At 71.0% G+C, this 19,920-nt stretch carries 21 protein-coding genes; 14 read left to right on the forward strand and 7 right to left on the reverse strand.

Annotated elements, in window-relative coordinates; translation table 11 throughout:
* Positions 1–105 precede the first annotated feature (105 nt).
* Together ACFY1U_RS08470 and ACFY1U_RS08475 are read left to right on the forward strand one after the other, a co-directional pair.
* Positions 106–807 carry a DUF1707 domain-containing protein gene (locus tag ACFY1U_RS08470; RefSeq protein WP_390693335.1) on the forward strand — a complete coding sequence of 234 codons (702 nt, stop codon included), beginning with the start codon at positions 106–108 and terminating at the stop codon, positions 805–807.
* A gap of 174 nt (positions 808–981) precedes the next feature.
* Positions 982–1,359, forward strand: a complete 378-nt coding sequence (locus ACFY1U_RS08475) for a WhiB family transcriptional regulator (RefSeq protein WP_115906155.1) — start codon at positions 982–984, stop codon at positions 1,357–1,359.
* Between the two features lie 196 nt (positions 1,360–1,555).
* Here the strand turns inward: ACFY1U_RS08475 and glpX are convergent, their stop codons facing one another.
* Positions 1,556–2,590, reverse strand: coding sequence for a class II fructose-bisphosphatase (gene glpX / locus ACFY1U_RS08480; protein ID WP_390693336.1), 1,035 nt, complete (start codon positions 2,588–2,590; stop codon positions 1,556–1,558).
* 127 nt (positions 2,591–2,717) lie between these two features.
* Here glpX and ACFY1U_RS08485 point away from each other — a divergent pair, with 127 nt between their 5' ends.
* Positions 2,718–3,239 carry a DUF4245 domain-containing protein gene (locus ACFY1U_RS08485; protein ID WP_390693337.1) on the forward strand — a complete coding sequence of 174 codons (522 nt, stop codon included), beginning with the start codon at positions 2,718–2,720 and terminating at the stop codon, positions 3,237–3,239.
* Between the two features lie 106 nt (positions 3,240–3,345).
* Here the strand turns inward: ACFY1U_RS08485 and ACFY1U_RS08490 are convergent, their stop codons facing one another.
* The 3 genes from ACFY1U_RS08490 to xseA all read right to left on the reverse strand — a co-directional run bounded on the left by ACFY1U_RS08490 (position 3,346) and on the right by xseA (position 5,592).
* On the reverse strand, positions 3,346–3,936 hold the full coding sequence (locus ACFY1U_RS08490; RefSeq protein WP_390693338.1) for a malonic semialdehyde reductase: 591 nt from the start codon (positions 3,934–3,936) through the stop codon (positions 3,346–3,348).
* A gap of 160 nt (positions 3,937–4,096) precedes the next feature.
* Positions 4,097–4,327 carry an exodeoxyribonuclease VII small subunit gene (locus tag ACFY1U_RS08495; RefSeq protein WP_390693339.1) on the reverse strand — a complete coding sequence of 77 codons (231 nt, stop codon included), beginning with the start codon at positions 4,325–4,327 and terminating at the stop codon, positions 4,097–4,099.
* 47 nt (positions 4,328–4,374) lie between these two features.
* Positions 4,375–5,592, reverse strand: a complete 1,218-nt coding sequence (gene xseA, locus ACFY1U_RS08500) for an exodeoxyribonuclease VII large subunit (RefSeq protein ID WP_390693340.1) — start codon at positions 5,590–5,592, stop codon at positions 4,375–4,377.
* A gap of 105 nt (positions 5,593–5,697) precedes the next feature.
* Between xseA and ACFY1U_RS08505 the strand changes: the two genes are divergently transcribed.
* The gene (locus ACFY1U_RS08505; protein WP_390693341.1) at positions 5,698–6,708 is read left to right on the forward strand and encodes a 4-hydroxy-3-methylbut-2-enyl diphosphate reductase; all 1,011 of its coding nucleotides are present in this window, start codon (positions 5,698–5,700) and stop codon (positions 6,706–6,708) included.
* 29 nt (positions 6,709–6,737) lie between these two features.
* Positions 6,738–7,505 (forward strand): polyphosphate--glucose phosphotransferase, encoded by a 768-nt coding sequence (ppgK, locus tag ACFY1U_RS08510; protein WP_390693342.1) that lies wholly within the window; start codon positions 6,738–6,740, stop codon positions 7,503–7,505.
* Here ppgK and ACFY1U_RS08515 read toward each other — a convergent pair.
* On the reverse strand, positions 7,502–8,092 hold the full coding sequence (locus tag ACFY1U_RS08515) for a DUF6542 domain-containing protein (RefSeq protein ID WP_390693343.1): 591 nt from the start codon (positions 8,090–8,092) through the stop codon (positions 7,502–7,504). The two genes, ppgK and ACFY1U_RS08515, sit on opposite strands and share 4 nt — an antisense overlap.
* A gap of 199 nt (positions 8,093–8,291) precedes the next feature.
* Here ACFY1U_RS08515 and ychF point away from each other — a divergent pair, with 199 nt between their 5' ends.
* Positions 8,292–9,380, forward strand: a complete 1,089-nt coding sequence (gene ychF / locus ACFY1U_RS08520; protein ID WP_390693344.1) for a redox-regulated ATPase YchF — start codon at positions 8,292–8,294, stop codon at positions 9,378–9,380.
* 75 nt (positions 9,381–9,455) lie between these two features.
* Here the strand turns inward: ychF and ACFY1U_RS08525 are convergent, their stop codons facing one another.
* On the reverse strand, positions 9,456–10,415 hold the full coding sequence (locus ACFY1U_RS08525; protein WP_390693678.1) for a LysR family transcriptional regulator: 960 nt from the start codon (positions 10,413–10,415) through the stop codon (positions 9,456–9,458).
* A 112-nt stretch (positions 10,416–10,527) separates the two neighbouring features.
* Here ACFY1U_RS08525 and ACFY1U_RS08530 point away from each other — a divergent pair, with 112 nt between their 5' ends.
* Positions 10,528–11,352: an SDR family NAD(P)-dependent oxidoreductase gene (locus ACFY1U_RS08530; protein ID WP_266959667.1), complete on the forward strand. Its 825-nt coding sequence runs from the start codon at positions 10,528–10,530 to the stop codon at positions 11,350–11,352.
* Between the two features lie 233 nt (positions 11,353–11,585).
* Here ACFY1U_RS08530 and ACFY1U_RS08535 read toward each other — a convergent pair whose 3' ends face one another.
* A complete protein-coding gene (locus ACFY1U_RS08535) occupies positions 11,586–12,566 on the reverse strand; it encodes an SMP-30/gluconolactonase/LRE family protein (RefSeq protein WP_390693345.1) in 981 nt (326 codons plus the stop codon).
* A 142-nt stretch (positions 12,567–12,708) separates the two neighbouring features.
* Between ACFY1U_RS08535 and ACFY1U_RS08540 the strand changes: the two genes are divergently transcribed.
* From ACFY1U_RS08540 to ACFY1U_RS08570, 7 genes are all read left to right on the forward strand, one after another.
* Positions 12,709–13,155: a MarR family winged helix-turn-helix transcriptional regulator gene (locus ACFY1U_RS08540; protein ID WP_390693346.1), complete on the forward strand. Its 447-nt coding sequence runs from the start codon at positions 12,709–12,711 to the stop codon at positions 13,153–13,155.
* 113 nt (positions 13,156–13,268) lie between these two features.
* A complete protein-coding gene (locus ACFY1U_RS08545) occupies positions 13,269–14,387 on the forward strand; it encodes a DUF4190 domain-containing protein (RefSeq protein WP_390693347.1) in 1,119 nt (372 codons plus the stop codon).
* Positions 14,388–14,534: 147 nt separating this feature from the next.
* Positions 14,535–15,287, forward strand: a complete 753-nt coding sequence (locus ACFY1U_RS08550) for a GntR family transcriptional regulator (RefSeq protein ID WP_390693348.1) — start codon at positions 14,535–14,537, stop codon at positions 15,285–15,287.
* A gap of 352 nt (positions 15,288–15,639) precedes the next feature.
* Entirely contained in the window at positions 15,640–15,840 is a 201-nt protein-coding gene (locus ACFY1U_RS08555; protein ID WP_344405510.1) for an SPOR domain-containing protein, read from the forward strand.
* A gap of 19 nt (positions 15,841–15,859) precedes the next feature.
* Positions 15,860–16,270 (forward strand): (deoxy)nucleoside triphosphate pyrophosphohydrolase, encoded by a 411-nt coding sequence (locus ACFY1U_RS08560; protein WP_390693349.1) that lies wholly within the window; start codon positions 15,860–15,862, stop codon positions 16,268–16,270.
* A gap of 213 nt (positions 16,271–16,483) precedes the next feature.
* Positions 16,484–16,891: an ATP-binding protein gene (locus ACFY1U_RS08565; protein ID WP_390693350.1), complete on the forward strand. Its 408-nt coding sequence runs from the start codon at positions 16,484–16,486 to the stop codon at positions 16,889–16,891.
* Positions 16,892–17,164: 273 nt separating this feature from the next.
* On the forward strand, positions 17,165–19,885 hold the full coding sequence (locus tag ACFY1U_RS08570; RefSeq protein ID WP_390693351.1) for a SpoIIE family protein phosphatase: 2,721 nt from the start codon (positions 17,165–17,167) through the stop codon (positions 19,883–19,885).
* Positions 19,886–19,920 lie beyond the last annotated feature (35 nt).

Consider the following 19,920-nt stretch of genomic DNA (forward strand, 5'->3'; position numbering starts at 1 on the left):
ACACGGAGCTTGTGAGGTAGGGCTCAGTTCGAGAACCGTACGGGTTTTCCACAGGTCTCGATGAGGGGGTAGTCGCGATCTATCGCGTTTGGGTACGCTGCTGTCGTGGACCTTCAGAAGAGCGAACGACACCAGGACACGGCCCCGCGGGTTTCCGAACTGCGCGCCTCGGACGCCGACCGTGACCGCATCGCCGACCTCCTGCGCGACGCCCTCGCCGAGGGTCGCCTGACCGCCGACGAGCATGCCGAGCGCGTCGAGGGCGTGCTCGCCGCCAAGACGGTCGGCGAACTGGAGGTCTTCATACGGGACCTGCCCGCCGCCCATCAGCACCGCGCGGCCCCCGCCTTCGCCGCCGCCCCGAGCCGCCCCCCGGTGGGCGCGATCCCGGCCGACCCCGACGACAACGTGGTGGCGGTGTTCAGCAGCGCCGTCCGCAAGGGCCGCTGGCGGGCGGGGCGCCGCATCCACGCGTACGCGATCTTCGGCAGCGTGGAGATAGACCTCAGCGAGGCCCTCTTCGAGTATCAGCAGGTCGCGATCAAGACGTTCTCGTTCTGCGGCAGCGTCGAGGTCCGCGTCCCGGAGAACGTGTCGCTGCGCGGCACCGGCGGCGGTGTGCTCGGCAGCTTCGAGGTCGACAACCTCGACTCGACCGATGCGAACGCCCCGGTGGTCTACGTCGACGGCTGGGCCGTGCTGGGCAGCGTCGAGGCGCGGCCGAAGCGGGGCAAGCTCGTCGCGGACATCCTCGACCGCGTCCAGCACAAGGTCGACAAGACTTTGCGCAAACACCTGAATCGTTGACGGTTGCTAATCCGGGCGCGCCCGCAGGGTATTGGTCCACCCGCGGTCGCGCGCCCGAGGCGCTCACGGGCACGCGAAATCCAGCGGTTCGGAACTCAGTGCATAGGCTCGCGCACAGCGGGTAGGCCTTGCTGCATCGTCGCTCGCTCGCGAAGCCGTCGTCAGGAGTAGACCGTGCTGCAACCGCCGCATTCGTCCCTGCAGGTAGCTGCCGTTCCGGCCCAGCGGGTGCCAGTGCGGGACAGGGACCAAGACGCTCCATGGCACACCGAGGCGGTGTGCCGGCGCGACGAGGCCGGCCTGTTCTTCGCACCTTCCAAGGAACCCACCGCCGCCCGGCTCTCCCGCGAGGAGGCGGCCAAGCGCGTCTGCGCCCGCTGTCCCGTCATGGTCGAGTGCCGCGAGCACGCGCTGCTGCAACCGGAGCCCTACGGCGTCTGGGGCGGCCTTACCGCCGCCGAACGCCGCGTGGTCCTGGCGCGCAGGCGCCGCCGCGAGATGGAACTCAAGAAGACGGCACGCGCGCAGGGCCGCATAGCAGCGGCGGGTTGACCGCCCAGCGCACACACGCCGATGGGGCGCCCCTCCGCACCGGGGCGCCCCATCGCTGTTATGTCTGCCGGCGCTGTTGGGCCAGGCGGGGCTGCAGCGTTTTGGGGGCGCGGGGCTGTGTCGAATTGCGGCTCCGCCGCGTGGGCGCGATCAACCACGACTCACCCGCACCCGCCAACGCTCAAGTGCCCCCGAGCTATTTGGCGCGATCAAAATCAATCGCGCTGTAAGCGCGCAGCTTGCTGAGCCGATGCTCGGAGTTGATCTGCCGCACCGTCCCCGACTTCGACCGCATGACGATCGACTCGGTGGTGGCGGTCTCCGACCGGTACCGAACCCCCCGCAGCAACTCCCCGTCCGTGATCCCGGTCGCCACGAAGAACACGTTCTCGCCGGCGACGAGGTCGTCGGTGGTGAGCACCCGGTCAAGATCGTGCCCGGCCTCGATCGCCCGCGCCCGCTCCTCGTCGTCCTTGGGCCACAGCTTGCCCTGGATCGTCCCGCCCAGACACTTCACGGCGCACGCGGAGATGATCCCCTCCGGCGTACCACCGACCCCGAGCAGCATGTCGACGCCGGTGCCCTCGCGCAGCGCGTAGATCGAACCGGCGACGTCACCGTCGGAGATCAGCTTGATGCGCGCCCCGGCCTCCCGGATCTCCTTGATGATCCCCTCGTGCCGCGGCCGGTCGAGGATCACCACCGTCACGTCCTCCGGCGTGGAGCGCTTGGCCTTGGCGACACGGCGGATGTTCACGGACACCGGCGCGTCGATGTCGACGAAGTCGGCGGCCTCGGGCCCGGTGACCAGCTTGTCCATGTAGAAGACGGCGGACGGGTCGAACATCGACCCGCGGTCCGCGGCCGCCAGCACGGCGATCGCGTTCGGCATGCCCTTGGCCGTCAGGGTGGTGCCGTCGATCGGGTCGACGGCGATGTCGCACTCCGGCCCGGTCCCGTCGCCCACGCGCTCCCCGTTGAAGAGCATCGGGGCCTCGTCCTTCTCGCCCTCGCCGATGACGACCACGCCGTTCATCGACACGGTGGAGACGAGGGTCCGCATGGCGCGCACCGCTGCGCCGTCGGCGCCGTTCTTGTCGCCCCGCCCGACCCAGCGGCCCGCGGCCATCGCGGCGGCTTCGGTCACCCGGACGAGTTCGAGGGCGAGGTTGCGGTCGGGGGCTTCGCTGGGAACTTCGAGCTCGGACGGCAAGTGATGATGCTCGGTCATCGAGGCGCACCTTTCTGATACGACGACGGCCGGATGAGGGTTCGACCCTCGACTCTATCCTCAGTCCGACAAAATGAGCAGGGGACCCCACGGATGAGCGGGCCGGGCACCTGCGACGATAGGGGACGTGGCAGGTTCGAACGGCAAGCAGAAGACGGTCCGGGACATGATCCTCTCCCTGGGCCTCATCGGGATCGCGGCGGCACTCATCTACGTGTTCATCCCGCACGACGACTCGCCTCCGGATCTCCCGCGGGTCGACTACCGCGTGGAACTGCTCACGGCGCGCCGCGCCGCCGCCTACCCGGTGGCCGCGCCCGAGGGCCTGTCCAAGGACTGGAAGGCGACCTCGGTCCGCTTCCAGGGCGACCAGTTCGACGCCTGGCACCTGGGCTTCCACACACCCGACGGCCAGTACGTGCAGATCGAGCAGTCGACTCAGAAGCCGTCGACGTTCATCGACCAGGCCACCCAGGGGGCGGACGCGACGAAGGCCACCGAGGAGATCGCCGGCCGCACCTGGACCCGCTACACCGGCGGCCGCTACGACGCCCTCGTGCTCCCGGGCAAGGGCTCCACGACGGTGGTCGCGGGCACGGGCTCGTTCCAGCAGCTGACGGAGATGGCGCGGGCGCTGAAACTGGCGTAGCCGCCCGCGCACGGGCGAGTACGAGACGCGAGACGCGCACGGGAAAGGCCCCCGGCTTCCTGGCCGGGGGCCTCTTCCGTGCGGGGTCGCTCGGACCGTCGTTCGCTCAGACCGTCGTGACGACCTCGTCGTACGCGAGGCGCGGGGAGCGCGGGAACCAGGCGTCCTCGCCCGGCTTGCCGATGTTGACGACCATCAGCGGGGTGTGGTCGTCGTCCAGGAACTCCTTCTGGACGCCCGCGAAGTCGAGGCCGGTCATCGGGCCGGCGGCGAGACCGGCGGCGCGGACGCCGATGATGAAGTAGGCGGCCTGCAGCGCGGCGTTCAGACCCGCGGCACCCTCGCGGGCCTGGCGCTCGGAGAAGAAGACGTCCTTGGCGGCCGGGAAGTGCGGGAAGAGGGTCGGCAGCTCCTCGTGGAACTCGTTGTCCGCGGAGAGGATCGCGACCAGCGGCGCGGTGGCGGTCTTGGGCTGGTTGCCCTCGGCCATGTGCTTGACCAGGCGCTCACGGGCCTCGGCGGAGCGGACCAGGGTGACGCGCAGCGGCGACTGGTTGAAGGCGGTCGGGCCGTACTTGACCAGGTCGTAGATCGCCTGGACCTGCTCGTCGGTCACCGGCTCGTCGGTGAAGGTGTTCGCGGTACGGGCCTCACGGAAGAGCAGGTCCTGGGCGGCGGGGTCAAGAACGAGAGACATGCGGGAACTTCCTCGGGGTGGCGCCGGGATCCGATTCGGACCGTGGTCCGGATCGACTGACGAGACCGACGGTACGCGAAGGAAGGTTCAAGGTTCAACAATAATCGGGATGTGGTGATCCGCTTCACAGCAGACCGCCACCACCGCCCCTTGTCGTGCGCTACTCGCCCTCGGCCTCTTCCGCGGCCTCTTCCTCCGCGAGGGCCGCGTCCAGCCGGGCGCGTGCCCCGTCCAGCCAGCGCCGGCACACCTTGGCCAGCTCCTCGCCCCGCTCCCAGAGCGCCAGGGACTCCTCCAGCGTCGTACCGCCCGCCTCGAGGCGTCGTACGACCTCGATCAGCTCGTCCCGTGCCTGCTCGTAGCCGAGCGCCTCATCCACCTTGCTGGTCATCCGCCCACCCTATGCATCGACTCGAACCGTGCCGTCATCCCGTGTTCTCAGCGTTCTCGGTCGGCCCGGACCACCGTGAACTCGCCCTCGGCCACCCGCGCCCGCAGTGTCTCGTCCGCCCCCACCTCGTCCGGGGCGCGGACGACATGCCCGTCGGACTTCTGCAGCACGGCGTAACCGCGCTTCAGGGTGGCGGCGGGGGAGAGGGCCACCACGCGCGCGTGCGTGTGCGTCAGCTCCGAGGCGGCGCGGTCGAGGAGATGCCCGAGCGTGCGCCGCGAACGGTCGACCAGCGAGGCGACATGATCGGCCCGCTCGTCGATCATCCGGTGCGGATCCTGTATCGAGGGCCGGGCGAGCGCCTGGGCGAGCCCGCGCTCCTCCCGCTCGACGAGCGCCGCGACGCACCGCCGCGCCCGGTTCCGCAACTGCTGCACGCGCTCGTACTCCTCCCCGACGTCCGGTACGACCTTCTTGGCGGCGTCGGTGGGGGTGGAGGCCCGCAGGTCGGCCACGTAGTCGAGGAGCGGGTTGTCGGGCTCGTGCCCGATCGCCGACACGACCGGGGTACGGCACGCTGCGACGGCGCGCACGAGCTGCTCGTCGGAGAACGGAAGGAGGTCCTCCACGCTCCCGCCCCCGCGTGCGACGATGATGACGTCCACCTCGCCGGCCTCGTCGAGCTCCTTGACCGCCTGCACGACCTGCGGGACGGCGTGCACGCCCTGCACGGCGACGTTGCGCACCTCGAAGCGGACGGCGGGCCAGCGGTGCCGGGCGTTCTCCAGGACGTCCCGCTCGGCGGCCGACGCACGGCCGCAGACCAGCCCGATGAGCTGCGGCAGGAACGGCAGGGCCTTCTTCCGCTCGGGCGCGAACAGCCCCTCGGCGGCGAGGGACTTCTTCAACTGCTCCAGGCGCGCGAGGAGTTCACCGACTCCCACGGGCCTTATCTCGGCGGCCCGCAGGGACAGCTGCCCCCGCGGCGCATACCACTCAGGCTTCGCGAGTACGACGACCCGCGCACCCTCGCTCACCACATCGGCGACGGCGTCGAACACCTGCCGGTAGCAGGTGACGCTGACCGAGATGTCGTACGACGGATCCCGCAGGGTCAGGAACACCACCCCGGCGCCCGGCCGCCGCGAGAGCTGGGTGATCTGCCCCTCGACCCAGACGGCCCCCAGCCGGTCGATCCACCCACCGATGAGCCGCGACACCTCACCGACGGGCAGGGGCGCTTCTGCGGACGTGTTGAGAGCCATGCGGCGAGCGTAACGGCCCCGACTGACAACTCCGGGCAGTCCCTTCCAGGCCGCCCGGGCAGTGTCCTTCAGCCCGTCCGGACGCCCCCCGGCCCCGGCCTTACGATGGACCGCATGACTGCTTCGCCTGGCCGCCGTGTCCTGCTCGCCGCCCCCCGTGGCTACTGCGCGGGTGTGGACCGCGCCGTGATCGCCGTCGAGAAAGCCCTGGAGCAGTACGGGGCTCCGATCTATGTCCGGCACGAGATCGTGCACAACAAGTACGTCGTGCAGACCCTGGAGAAGAAGGGCGCCATCTTCGTCGAGCGCACGGAGGAGGTCCCCGAGGGGAACATCGTGATGTTCTCCGCGCACGGCGTGGCCCCCGTCGTCCACGAGGAGGCCGCCCGCGGCAAGCTCGCCACCATCGACGCCACCTGCCCGCTCGTCACCAAGGTCCACAAGGAAGCCGTCCGTTTCGCGGGCGAGGACTACGACATCCTCCTCATCGGGCACGAGGGCCACGAGGAGGTCATCGGCACCTCCGGCGAGGCCCCCGACCACATCACGCTCGTCGACGGGCCGGAAGACGTCGCCAAGGTCGAGGTCCGTGACGAGTCGAAGGTCGTCTGGCTCTCCCAGACCACGCTCTCCGTCGACGAGACCATGGAGACCGTCGACGCCCTGAAGGAGAAGTTCCCGCAGCTCATCTCCCCGCCCAGCGACGACATCTGCTACGCCACGCAGAACCGCCAGCTCGCGGTGAAGCAGATGGGCGCCGAGGCCGAGCTGGTGATCGTCGTCGGCTCCCGCAACTCCTCCAACTCCAAGCGGCTCGTCGAGGTCGCCAAGCTGGCGGGCTCGCGCGAGGCCTATCTCGTGGACTTCGCCGACGAGATCGACGAGGCCTGGCTGGAGGGCGTGTCCACGGTCGGCGTCACCTCCGGGGCATCCGTCCCCGAGGTCCTGGTCGAGCAGGTCCTGGAGTGGCTCGCGCAGCGCGGCTTCGAGGACGTCGAGATCGTCAAGGCGGCCGAGGAGTCCATCACGTTCTCGCTGCCCAAGGAGCTCCGCCGGGATCTGCGGGACGAGGCGGCGGCGCTGATCGCGGAGCGAACCGGCACCTCGCCGGAGTGACTGTCAGTCGTCCGTCGTAACGTAGAGCCATGCAGATCTTCGGTGTGGACATCGGTGGATCCGGGATCAAGGGCGCCCCTGTGGACCTGGACAAGGGCGACCTGGCGGAGGAGCGCTGCAAGGTGCTCACTCCGCACCCGGCGACGCCCGACGGCGTGGCGGACGGCGTGCGGCAGGTCGTCGAGCACTTCGGCTGGACCGGCCCGGTCGGCCTCACCTTCCCCGGCGTGGTCACCGGCGGATCCACCATCCGTACGGCGGCCAACGTCGACAAGAGCTGGATCGACATGGACGCACGCGCGTTGTTCGGCTCCCGCCTGGGCGGCCTGCCGGTGACGGTGGTCAACGACGCGGACGCGGCGGGCGTCGCCGAGATGCACTTCGGCGCGGGCCGAGACCGCCGGGGCACGGTCATGCTGCTGACCTTCGGCACCGGCATCGGCAGTGCCCTGTTCGTCGACGGCACCCTGGTGCCCAACACCGAGCTGGGCCACCTGGAGCTGCACGGCCACGACGCGGAGAAGCGCGCCTCCAGCAAGGCCAAGGAGGACGGCGAGCTGACCTGGGAGCACTGGGCGCACCGCGTGCAGAAGTACCTCGCCCACGTCGAGATGCTGTTCTCACCCGACCTGTTCATCATCGGCGGCGGCGTCAGCCGCAAGTCCGAGAAGTTCCTGCCCTTCATCGAGGGCATCAAGGCGGAGATCGTCCCGGCGCAGCTGCAGAACAACGCAGGCATCGTCGGCGCGGCGATGCACGCCGCGGAGAGTCAGGGCCGGGCTTCGGTCAGGCCCTAGTACCGGGGCGGACGGCGGCCGCCGGTGCGCCGGCGTCGCATCAGGGCCGCCTTCCGTCCCGTGACGATCAGGCCCGCGACGAGGGTTCCCCCGTACAGCCACCCGGCCTGGGTGGCCAGCGCCGTCACCAGGCCCATCAGCCGGCCGAGCAGCCCGCCGCTGCCGTCGGCCACCGGGAGCAGGCCCGCCGCGAAGGCGATCGGTACGACGACGGGCGCGGTCGCCAGGTCGCTCTTGCGCACCCAGACCGCGGTCAGCAGGCACACCGGCAGGAACAGCACGCCGTACAGGGTCAGCGACGCCCCGAACAGCAGCTGGTCGAGACAGCCGAGCGTGAACATCGCCGCCCCGCAGAACAGGCCGCTGCCCAGCCCGGTCAGCCGCGGGTTGGGCAGCCGCCGTACGGCCTCGGCCGGCGGCGGGCCGGGCTGCCGGGGCGCCGGGCGGGTCGCGGGACGGCGCTGTCCGGCAGGTCGCCCACCACCGCCCGCACCCCCGCCGCTTCCGCCGCGCTTCGCCTGCGGGGGCAGCGGGGGCGTGCCGCGTCGTGCTCCGTTGTGCGGTGGTCCCGACCCGTGTTGCTCCACCGGACCAACTTAGGTCGGTTTATGTGTGCAATCGGCCATCAGACACGCCGAGGGGCGGAGCCTGGCCAAGCGTTCGACGGGGCGCCGGGGCGGGGACGGGTACGCCGTAGACTGGTGGATCGGCCCGCCCGTGCACCGAAGAAGGACCGGGCCCACCGCCCCAGTCCCCTGATGTCTCTCACGTACGGGAAGTCGCAACGTGTCGCTCACGATCGGAATCGTCGGTCTGCCGAATGTCGGCAAGTCGACCCTGTTCAACGCCCTGACCAAGAACGACGTGCTCGCGGCCAACTACCCGTTCGCCACGATCGAGCCCAACGTGGGTGTCGTCGGCGTCCCCGACGCCCGGCTGACGAAACTGGCCGAAATCTTCTCTTCGCAGCGCATCCTCCCGGCGACCGTCGACTTCGTCGACATCGCGGGCATCGTGAAGGGCGCGTCCGAGGGCGAGGGCCTGGGCAACAAGTTCCTCGCGAACATCCGTGAGTCCGACGCGATCTGCCAGGTCATCCGCGCCTTCAAGGACGAGAACGTCGTGCATGTCGACGGCAAGGTCTCGCCGAAGGACGACATCGAGACGATCAACACCGAGCTGATCCTCGCCGACCTCCAGACCATCGAGAAGGTCCTGCCGCGCCTCCAGAAGGAGTCGCGCATCAAGAAGGACGTGGCTCCCAAGGTGGCGGCGGTCGAGGCGGCGAAGGAGATCCTGGAGAAGGGCGACACGCTGTTCTCGGCGGGCATCGCCCAGGGCTCCGGCAACGAGGAGCTCCTCCACGACCTCCACCTCCTGACCACGAAGCCCTTCCTCTACGTCTTCAACGTCGACGAGGACGAACTGGTCGACGAGGACTTCAAGGCCGAGCAGCGCGCCCTGGTCGCCCCCGCCGAGGCGATCTTCCTCAACGCCAAGCTCGAGGCGGACCTCGCCGAGCTCGACGAGGAGGACGCCATGGAGCTCCTGGAGTCCGTCGGCGCCGAGGAGCCGGGCCTCACCACTCTCGCCCGCGTGGGCTTCAACACCCTGGGCCTGCAGACCTACCTCACGGCCGGCCCCAAGGAATCCCGCGCCTGGACCATCAAGAAGGGCGCCACCGCCCCCGAGGCCGCCGGTGTCATCCACACCGACTTCCAGAAGGGCTTCATCAAGGCGGAGGTCATCTCCTTCGAGGACCTGGTGGAGACGGGCTCGGTCGCCGAGGCCCGCGCGAAGGGCAAGGCGCGGATGGAGGGCAAGGACTACGTGATGCAGGACGGGGACGTGGTGGAGTTCCGCTTCAACGTCTAGCCGGTCCTGGGCCGCCGCAGAAGGCCGCGGCTCACCACCGCGGTCGTGATCCCGGCCCGCTCGACCGGTGCAGGCTCACGTGCCGTCGTCGTGGCCGTTCGTGTGCGTCTCCGACGGGTGGCCGGGCCGCCCGCGGGACCGCTCCGTCACCTGTCGGCAAGCCTCCGCGTACGCCCGTACCAGTGGCCTGCGGTCCCCTTTTCGCCAGGCCAGCACATACCGGCTGGGTGCGAGGCCGCGGACCGGTCGGGTCACCACGCCGCCCAGGGTGATCAGCGGGACGTTGCCCGCCGCCACCAGGCAGACGCCGAGGCCTGCGACCAGGGCCTCGTAGGTCTCCTCCGTGCTGGCGATCTCCGCGCCGATGCGGGGGAGGCGCCCGTCGCGTTCCTCGGCCGCCAGCCAGTAGTCCCGCAGCGGGCCCGCGCTGTTCGGGAGGGCCAGGAAGGGCTCCTCGGCCAGGTCCGTGAAGTCGATCTCGGGTCGGGAGGCGAGCGGGTGGGTGTCGGGGAGGGCTACCAGGCGGGGTTCCTCGGCGACGACCGTCCAGGCGTAGCGGTCCTGGCCGGGCAGGGGCAGCCAGACGAAGGCCATGTCCGTGTCGCCGTCCGCCAGGCCCGCGGACGGGTCGTCCCAGCTCACCTGGCGCAGACGGACCGCGGCCTCGGGATGTGAGGCCGTGAAGCGGGAGCGGATCGCGGGCAGCAGACCGCCTCGGCCGGGGCTGGTGCTCATGCCCACCACCAGGGTGCTGCGCTGCGCGGCCCGCGCCTGAGCCATCACGGACGCACCCTGCGCCCAGGCGTCCAGCACCCGCCGGGCGTGCGGCAGCAGCGCCGCGCCCTCCGCGGTGAGCGCCACGCCGTGCCGGTCGCGCCGCAGCAGCTCCACCCCCAACTGCCGCTCCAGCGCCCGGATCTGCTTGCTCAGCGCGGGCTGCGAGACGTACAAGCGCTCGGCCGCGCGGGTGAAGTGCAGCTCCTCGGCGACCGTGACGAAGTACCGCAGATCCCGCACATGAACGTCCGTGGTCATAGCCATCGGTTGTCACCGTAGGTCTTGGACGGACAACTCGCCACAGGAGCAGCCTGGTTCAGGAGTTGCCCAGGGAGGCACTCGCGGCGTTGCTCGGAGAGGGTGGGTTGTCGTGAACAAGGTGTGGCTGATCACCGGTGCCAGCAGCGGACTCGGGCGGGCCATCGCCGAGGCGGCCGTCGCCGACGGTGACGTCGTGGTGGGCGCCGCGCGGCGGCCCGAGGGGCTGGACGACCTCGTGGCCGCCCACCCCGACCAGGTCGAGGCGCTGCGCCTGGACGTCGCCGACACGGCCGCCGCCGAACCGGCGGTACGGGACGTGGTGGCACGGCACGGGCGGATCGACGTCCTGGTCAACAACGCCGGCCGCGGCCATGTCGGTGCCTTCGAGGAGACCACCGAGGACGAGCTGCGCGCCCTGTTCGACGTGCATGTCTTCGGCCCGGCGGCCCTGGTGCGCGCCGTACTGCCGTACATGCGCTCGCGCCGCTCGGGCGCGATCGTGCAGATGAGCAGCATGGGCGGGCAGACGTCCTACCCCGGCTTCTCGGCGTACAGCGGGACGAAGTTCGCCCTGGAGGGCATGTCCGAGGCGCTCGCGGGCGAGGTCGCCGAGTACGGCATCAAGGTCCTCGTCGTCGAGCCGGGCGCCTTCCGTACGTCGCTGTACGACGGGACGCAGGCCAGCGCCGACGGCGGGGCGTACGCCACCGTGGGCGGCACGCGCGCGATGGTCGACGCCGGCTTCGACGACCGGGCCGGCGACCCGGCCAAGGCGGCGGCGCTCATCCTGGCCGCGCTGGAGGCGGGACAGACCCCGCTGCGCCTGCCGCTCGGCGACGACGGCGTGAGCGCGGTCCTCGACCACCTCGACCAGGTACGCGACGACGTCCTCGCCTGGGAGAAGCGCACCCGCCGCACGGGCTTCCGCGACTGAACCGTCTCCTCCCGGCGCCCGCCCCGCTGAGCCGCGAACCCGCCGCCGGGCAGTCGGGATCCCTCCCGGTCGCCCGCCTCGGCGGCGCCACCGAGGGGCGGCTGCGGCTGGGCCGTCGAGGCCGCCCAGTGCGCCTCGCGCGGGCCGTGCACGAGGCGAGCCGGTGCGAGCTGCGGCAATGATCCGGTGCCGTCCCGAAAACCGGCCGCCCGACCGGGCCGCCGGGCCGGCCCTCAGATCCCGTCCACCCACGCCACCGTGAACGGCTCCTCGGGCACCCCCGGCCCCATCGGCCCGCCCTTGTCGAACTGCGAGCGGACGACCAGCAGCCGGCCGTGGGTGCGGGCGAGGGTGGTCGGTATCTGCAGGGCGGTGTCGGTGAACTGCCGCTCCAGGCGGGCCGAGGTGCCGTCCGGGGACAGCCGCCAGCGGCTGAGGGCGTTGGTGGCGTTGTGCGCGGCCCACAGCGTGCCGTGCGCCAGCTCCAGACCGTCGCCGTGTTTCAAGTCACCGCCGTGCAAGGCCACTTGGCGTACCGATCCGGAGACCGTTTCCACCCGGTACAGGCCGCCGTCCGTCATGCCGACGGCGAGCAGGTGCCGGCCCGACGGGTCGACCACTATGCCGTTGAGGAAGAGTCCGTCGGACGGGGCCACGGCGCTCAGGTCGTAGGCGGCGTCGAGCGTCGCGCCGCCGCCTCGGGCGCGGCCCAGGTCGGCCGGGGTGACGCGGTAGACCACCGGGCGGTAGCTGTCGGTGAGGTAGGCCGTGCCGTCAGGCCCGAGCGCCAGGTCGTTGACGAAGGAGGGGTCGCTGCCGGGGACGGTGAAGCGCGCGAGCAGGGCACGGGTGCGCAGGTCGTAGACGTCCACCCCGGCGGTGGAGTCGATGACCCACAGACGGCCGGCCAGGTCGACCTTCAGGCCGTTGGCGGTGGTACGGCCGTCGGTGCCGGACGGGAGGAAGACCTCGGCCGCACGGCTGCCGCGCGCGGCCCGGTACACCGCACCCGTCGTGTACGAGCCGACATAGGCGTCGCCGGTGCGCGCGTCCAGCGCGATGCCTTCGGGATAGGCGCGGTCCTCGGGAAGCGTGAAGGCCGTGCTGATGCGGGGCGCGGCGGCGGCGCGGGCGGCCGTCGCCGGAAGCGCCACGGCGCCCGCCAGCGCGGCGGCCGTGGTCAGAAACGTACGGCGGTGGATCGAACGGGACACGGCGGTGCCTCTCGTCTCGGGTGGGATCGGTTGGGTACTCACTCTCTTGTGTGCATGAACGTAGATTAGAACTCTAATGCTCGTCAATGCATTAACGAATGGTTGCATGCTGATCGTCGAAAGGGGCCGCTACCATGCGGAGATGACGTCCATGCCCGTGTCCGAGCGCCTCGGCTCCCACCTCAAGCGGGCCGAACAGGCTCTCAGTGCGACCAAGGCGGCCGTCCTCAAACCGGCCGGTGTGACGGTGGCGCAGTACTCGGCGCTGCTCCACCTCTCCGAGAACCCGGGCATCTCGGCCGCGGCGCTGGCCCGTCTGTGCGGCGTCACCCCGCCGACGATGAACACGGTCCTGAACAACCTCCAGGACCGCGCCCTGATCGAGCGCACCCCCCACGAGTGGCACAAGAACGTCCTCGAGACCCGTCTCACCGACGAGGGCCGCGCGGTGATGGCCGACGCGGACGCCCGCGCCGTACGGGTCGAGCGGGCCCTGGCCGCCGAGTTCACGGACGAGGAACGCGAGGCGCTGGCCGCGCTGCTGGGACGGTGCGTGGCACTGCTGGAGACGGAGCGCGGGCGGGCGTAACGGAGGAGGGGGGTCCTCTTTTCCTCACCGCACGCCTACCATGCGCCCAGTCGTACGTCAGTTCCGTACGCCAGTTCTGTGCGTCAGTCGTCCGAACCAGGAGCACGGCAGCCGTGTCCACACCACCCCCGCCTCCCGGGCCGTACCCGTATCAGCCCTGGGGGCAGGGCTACCGCCCGTACAACACGCCTGCGCCGGTCAACGGGGTCGCCGTCGCCGCCCTGGTCCTCGGCATCCTCTGCTTTCTTCCGGCCCTCGGGCTGCTGCTGGGGCTGGTAGCGCTGCGTCAGATGAGGAGGACCGGTGAGCGGGGCAGGGCGATGGCCGTCACCGGTGCGGTCCTCTCGGGCCTCGGGCTCGTGCTGTGGGTGGCGGTGCCGGTCGGCGGCGCCGCGCTCGGCGGCTGGGGGAAGGGCGCCGCGCGCGACCACGGCAGCGCCTACTCCCTCACCAAGGGCGAGTGCTTCGACTCCCCGAGCGGTTCCCTGGAGGGCGTGGCCTACGACATCGACAAGGTGCCCTGCACCGGCCTGCACGACGCCGAGGTCTTCGCCACCTTCCGGATGCCGGGCGGCGCCGCCTATCCCGGCGACGGCGAGATCACGGACGCCGCCGACACCAGGTGCTACGCGCTGCGCTACGGCTACGCCATGGACGTCTGGGCCGTGCCCGACGACGTCGACGTGTACTACCTGACGCCGAGCCGGCAGAGCTGGCGCTACGGCGACCGCGAGGTCACCTGTCTGTTCGGCAACACCGACGAGAAGGCCGGGATCAAGGGTTCGCTGCGCAACGACGAGCGGACCCTGGGCGCCGACCGGGCGGCCTACCTCAAGGCCGTCGACGTCGAGAACGCCGCCCTTGACGGGCAGCCCACGGACAGCCCCGACGACGATCTGCGGGCCAACCGCCAGTGGGCCGGGCGGATGTCGGCCGCGCTCACCGAGGAGGCCCGGATGCTGCACGGCCATTCCTGGCCGGCCGGTGCGCGGACGCCGGTCGCGAAGGTCGCCGAGGAGGTCGCGGCGCGACAGCAGGAGTGGGCGCACGCCGCGAAGGCCGGCGACGCGGACGGCTTCTACGAGCACTACGACCTCGTCATGGCGCTCTCGACACCCGACCGCGCCGTCACCGCCCGCAAGGCTCTGGGCCTGGACGCCACGCCCCCCGAATCCCGGGACGCGGACGACGACGGCAACGGCACCGGAGGCACCTCCGAGTTCGAGGTGTGACCACGGCTATAGCGGGGAGAAAGCGCCTGCGTAAAGCCCTCCGCGGACACATGTCATCACATCGAGTGATTCTCTGGCCTTTGCTTGCATGGCACAACCCACGGTTGCCACGCTGTTGCTGTCTGTACAACCTGATGGGAGCGGCCAGTGACTTTCGGTGAGCAGCCGGCGTACCTGCGTGTCGCGGGTGATCTCCGCAAGAAGATCGTCAATGGTTCGCTGCCGCCGCACACCCGACTGCCGTCCCAGGCCAGGATCCGCGAGGAGTACGGCGTCTCGGACACCGTCGCGCTGGAGGCGCGCAAGGTGCTGATGGCGGAGGGCCTGGTCGAGGGCCGCTCCGGGTCGGGCACATATGTCCGCGAGCGCCCGGTGCCCCGCAGCGTGGCCCGCTCCGGCTTCCGCCCGGCCGGCGGCGCGACCCCCTTCCGCCAGGAGCAGGCCGACGGCGAGGGGCGCGGCACCTGGGAGTCCAGCAGCGCCCAGGCCGAGGCCGGCAGCTCCGTCGCGGAGCGGCTCGACATCAAGCCCGGCGACCGCGTGATGTGTACGAGGTACGTCTTCCGCGAGGCCGGCGAGGCGATGATGCTCTCCACCTCCTGGGAGCCCCTCGCCGTCACCGGCCGCACCCCGGTGATGCTCCCCGAGGAGGGCCCGCTCGGCGGCATGGGCGTCGTCGAGCGCATGGCGGCGATCGACGTGATCGTGGACAACGTCACGGAGGAGGTCGGCGCCCGTCCCGGCCTCGCCGAGGAACTCGTGACCCTTGGCGGTGTCCCCGGTCATGTCGTCCTGGTCATCCAGCGCACCTTCTTCGCCTCGGGCCGTCCCGTGGAGACGGCCGACGTGGTCATCCCCGCCGATCGCTACCGCGTGGCGTACCACCTCCCAGTGAAGTAGCGCACACCTTTACGGCAGTTGACCCGGCCGCCGCCTCGCCGGGACCCCCTCCGCGCGCCCTCGGAACCTGTCCGTCCGCCGCTGGAATCTGGCCGTTCTCGCAGGTCGCCCCACGCGTGCCCGCCATGCCGCTGACCGGATGCGTCGACGCCCGCGCGCGGCGCATTCGATTCCGTGCGCCCCCCTCGTTCTGGCCGGTTGCGTACCTCTTTGTGAAAAGGCGTGTTCGCTGCGTAAAGGTAAGGCGTAGGCTCGGGCATATGCGGATTGCGGTTTCCTTAGAGGGTGGGGCACGGCACGAACCGCGGGCGAGGAGCGGTCGGGCCGGGGTGGGAAGGAGTGGTGGGGCGCGATGAACGACGGCACGATCACGCTTCCCTGGCTCGTCATTCGGCAGGACGACAACGGCAATCGCTACCGCGTGGGCCGGTACGCGACCCGCGCCGAGGCCCAGAAGATCGCGGACAGCCTCGACGACCGCGGGCACAAGCAGCTCTACTGGGTCGAGCGCATAGGCCAGAACGGGCAGAACGGATCAGCCGCGGCCAACTGACTCCCGTAGGCTCCCGCGCATGACGGAACGGATCGTGGTGGTGGGTGCCGCCCTGTTCGACGGCGGCCGCCTCCTCGCCGCACGCCGTAGCGCGCCTCCCGAACTGGCCGGCCGCTGGGAACTCCCGGGCGGCAAGGTCGAACGCGGCGAGACCCCCGAGGGGGCCCTCGTACGCGAACTGCACGAAGAACTCGGCGTGGACGCCGACCCCGTGGCCCGCGTACCGGGCGAGTGGCCCCTGAAGCACCCGTACGTCCTTCAGGTGTGGACAGCCCGTCTGCGCCCGGAGTCCGCCGCCCCCAAACCCCTGCAGGACCACGACGAACTGCGCTGGCTCGCACCGGATGAGCTGTGGACGGTCCCTTGGCTGGACCAGGACGTCGAAGCGGTCCGTGAGCTGGCCGCCCTCCAGGGGCGCGGGGCTGTGTAGATATGCGGCTCCGCCGCGGGGGCGCGACTGGCCACAACGGACCCGCAGTCGCAACGTGACCCGTACCCCCGAGCTCATAGGCGCTCGGCGCCACCAGCGGAGCACACCCCCACCGGAGCAAGCTCCCGCCGCGGACGGTACTGCACCCTAGATATCGGGTATGCCCCCATTAACCCCACGAAACCGGACAATGGTGGGCTCCTGGCCTGGGAAGTGATCGGCGTGATCGACACTGAAGGCGACTGCGCCGAGTGGAGCTTCCCCGCGGAACCGGGAACCGCCCGCAGCGCCCGCGCCGCCGTCCGCGGCCAACTGCGCACGTGGGAGCTCGACGTCCTCGGAGATCTCACGGCCCTGCTGGTCAGTGAACTGGTGACCAACTCCCTGCGGCACGCCACCGGACCCATCGGCGTACGCCTCGTGCGGCCCGCGGGCCTGGAGGACGTGCTGCTGGTGGAGGTCTCCGACCCGCTGCCCGACCCGCCGCGCGAACGCGTCGCCCGTCCCGAGGACGAGAGCGGCCGCGGACTGCAACTCGTCGCCCACTCCTCGCGCCGCTGGGGCACCCGGCCCGGCGAGGCGGGCAAGACGGTGTGGTTCGAACTCGCCCTGCCCGGCTGACCCGGTGCCCGATCCGGCCCTTCGGACGCTGTACGCGAACACCCGCCCTGTAGACCGACCGGATCAGGCCGGTGGCAGTGTCCGGCGAGCGGGATTCGACGAGGTGTCGGCTGGTTAGAAGACTGGAAGTGTTGTCGCAGCCGGGACCGAAAACCGTCGGGACCGTGCTGTGATCGTGAACACCGTGTTGTGCGGCGCCGTAGTGCTGGATACTGCGGGCAGCCGCCCCCGGTGACCGGTACCGGACGCGGTGAGCTGGAGGGGACGGTTCGCGTGAGCGAGATACCAGCGAAGGCCACGGAGTCCGAGGACCCGTCGGACGGCGCGAGGGCAAAGGCCGCGGGTGATGCCGCGGCCGATGTGACGAGCGGGGCGGCGGGCGGGGCGGGCCTGTCCTCCTTCGACGGGAGCGACGCAGCACCTCACGGTGACGCCATGTGGCAGAGCAGTCCGCCCGGCTCCATCTACGACTACATCAAGGTCGCGTCCTTCTCCATCGGCCCGGACGGTCTCGTCGACCAGTGGAGTCTGCGCGCCGAGCAGCTCTTCGGGATCCCCGCCGAGCGCGCGGTCGGCATGGACCCCATCGAGGCGTTCATCGACCCCGACTTGCGGGAGCAGGGTCAGCGCAAGATGGCCGAGATCCTCGACGGGCGGGAGTGGACCGGAGTGGTCCCGTTCCGTCAGCCCGGTGCGGCGGCGGGGGAGACCGGGCGGGAGGGGCTCGCCGAGGTCTATGTGATGCCGACGCGGACCGAGGAGGGTGAGAAGGCCGCCGTCTGCATCGTGGTCGACGTACGCACCCTGCGCAGCATCGAGACCGACCTTGCCGCCTCGCAGTCGATTTTCGGTCAATCTCCTTTCGGTTTCCTCCTGATCGACCCCGACCTGCGGGTCCGCCGCGTCAACGAGCAGTTCGCGAACACCTTCGGCGGCACGCCCGACGACCACCGCGGCCGCGGCGTGCACGACTATCTGCAGCGGCCCGAGGCCGAGCGGGTCGCGGCCACCCTGCGCCGGGTCCTGGAGACCGGCAACTCCATCACGGACATGCATGTCACGGGCTTCGTGCCGGGTTCCGAGGACCGCCGGCACTGGTCCATCAACCTGTATCGCGTACACAGCGGCTCCGGCCGTCCCATCGGCGTCGCGTGGCTCGGAACCGACATCACCTCCCGCCGTGCCGCGGCCCGTGAGGCCGCTGCCGCGCGGCGCAATCTCGCCCTCCTCAACGAGGCGGGCGCCCGCATCGGCAACTCCCTCGACCTGGAGACCACGGCCCGCGAACTCCTCGACGTCGTCGTCCCCGGCTTCTGCGACCTCGCCACGGTCGACCTCTACCAGGGGCTGCTGGCGGGCGACGAGACCCCGCCGGGTCTCGCCGACGGCAGCGCGGAGCTGCGCCGGGTCGCCTTCGCCAGCGCGGTCTCCGACGCACCGTTCGTCGGGGGCGGTGCGCCCGTCGCCGTCGGGGCGGTCCACCACTACCCCTTCAACTCCCCTTGTGCGGACGCCCTGCGCACCGCCCGTCCCCGGATCGTCCCCGCCGTGGAGGGCGGCCTCGTCCAGTCCACGCTGGCCGTGCCGATGGTCGCCCACGACACCGTCGTGGGACTCGCGCAGTTCGCCCGTACGAAGGGCAGTGAGCCGTTCGGGGACCGGGACCGGGATCTGGCGGTGGAGCTCGCGGCGCGCGCGGCCGTGTGTATCGACAACGCGCGCCTGTACCGCCGAGAGCACGAACGGGCCCTGATACTGCAGCGGTCGCTGCTCCCGCCGGGCGACCCGGTCGCCTCCGGCCTGGACATCGCCTGCCGCTATCTGCCGGGCAACTCCTCCGCCGACCGCCCGAGCGAGGTCGGCGGCGACTGGTTCGACGTGATCGAACTGCCGGGCCACCGTACGGCGTTGGTGGTCGGGGACGTGATGGGCCGTGGCCTGCGCGCCGCGGTGGCGATGGGCGAACTCCGCTCGGCGGTACGGACACTGGCGCTCCTCGACCTCGAACCCGCCGAGGTGCTGAGCGCGTTGGACGAGATCGCCCGGGGTCTCGGCGCGCCCGGCGGTGTCCAGCAGGCCACCCGCGCGGCCCGCCGCCCCCGCGAGGCGGACCTCTCCGAGGTGTACCTGGCCACCTGCGTCTACGCGGTCTACGACTCCGTCACGCGTCGCTGCACGTTCGCCAACGCGGGGCATCTGCCGCCCGTCCTGGTCGAACCGGGCGAGGACGCGCTGATGCTCGACGTGCCGCCGGGGATGCCGCTGGGCGTCGGCGGGGAGCCCTTCGAGGAGGTGGAGGTCGAACTACCCGAAGGCGCACTGTTGGCGCTCTACACGGATGGACTGGTCGAAAGCCGCGACCACCCCCTGGACGAGGGCCTCCAGGCCTTCGTAGGAGCGCTCACCGACCCGGCCCACCCGTCGCCCGACCACCACCCCTCAACGACGGCGCTGCGCGCCGACACCTATCGAAACCTGGAGGACGTCTGCGACCACGTCCTCAACACCCTCGACACCCATCACGGCGAGGACGACATCGCCCTGCTGATGGCCCGCGTCCAGGGGCTGCCCGCCGATTCCGTGGGCGACTGGACGCTGCCGAGGGAGCCGCGCAGTGTGGGCAGGGCCCGGGAGTACGCCCGCGGGCAGCTGCTGGCCTGGGACCTCGAACCCCTCGTCGACACAACGGAGTTGCTGGTCAGCGAGCTGGTCACGAATGCCCTCCGGTACGGCGAGGGTGAGATAAGACTACGGCTGCTGCTGGACCGCACCCTGGTCTGCGAGGTCTGGGACTCCGGTCTCGTCCAGCCCCGCCGTCGCCGCGCCCGTGACACCGACGAGGGCGGCCGCGGCCTCCAGCTGGTCGGCCTCCTGAGCGCGGCGTGGGGCTCCCGCCGTACGCCGCGCGGCAAGACGGTGTGGTTCGAACTGCCGCTGCCGGACGGGGAGACGGGGCTGACGGATCCGGCGGAGGCGCTGCTGAGTCTGTTTTGAGCGGGGGCGCCTATTGGGGGTGGGGTTCCTGTTGT

Source organism: Streptomyces sp. NPDC001351 (assembly GCF_042896045.1).
GTDB lineage: Bacteria > Actinomycetota > Actinomycetes > Streptomycetales > Streptomycetaceae > Streptomyces.

What these genes read in the sequence shown, in the direction of transcription:
- glpX (WP_390693336.1), bottom strand. Translation starts at nt 2,590, where the DNA reads ATGACCGAGCATCATCACTTGCCGTCCGAGCTCGAAGTTCCCAGCGAA.
- ACFY1U_RS08490 (WP_390693338.1), bottom strand. Translation starts at nt 3,936, where the DNA reads ATGTCTCTCGTTCTTGACCCCGCCGCCCAGGACCTGCTCTTCCGTGAG.
- ACFY1U_RS08495 (WP_390693339.1), bottom strand. Translation starts at nt 4,327, where the DNA reads ATGACCAGCAAGGTGGATGAGGCGCTCGGCTACGAGCAGGCACGGGAC.
- xseA (WP_390693340.1), bottom strand. Translation starts at nt 5,592, where the DNA reads ATGGCTCTCAACACGTCCGCAGAAGCGCCCCTGCCCGTCGGTGAGGTG.
- ACFY1U_RS08505 (WP_390693341.1), top strand. Translation starts at nt 5,698, where the DNA reads ATGGACCGCATGACTGCTTCGCCTGGCCGCCGTGTCCTGCTCGCCGCC.
- ppgK (WP_390693342.1), top strand. Translation starts at nt 6,738, where the DNA reads ATGCAGATCTTCGGTGTGGACATCGGTGGATCCGGGATCAAGGGCGCC.
- ACFY1U_RS08525 (WP_390693678.1), bottom strand. Translation starts at nt 10,415, where the DNA reads ATGACCACGGACGTTCATGTGCGGGATCTGCGGTACTTCGTCACGGTC.
- ACFY1U_RS08540 (WP_390693346.1), top strand. Translation starts at nt 12,709, where the DNA reads ATGACGTCCATGCCCGTGTCCGAGCGCCTCGGCTCCCACCTCAAGCGG.
- ACFY1U_RS08555 (WP_344405510.1), top strand. Translation starts at nt 15,640, where the DNA reads ATGAACGACGGCACGATCACGCTTCCCTGGCTCGTCATTCGGCAGGAC.
- ACFY1U_RS08560 (WP_390693349.1), top strand. Translation starts at nt 15,860, where the DNA reads ATGACGGAACGGATCGTGGTGGTGGGTGCCGCCCTGTTCGACGGCGGC.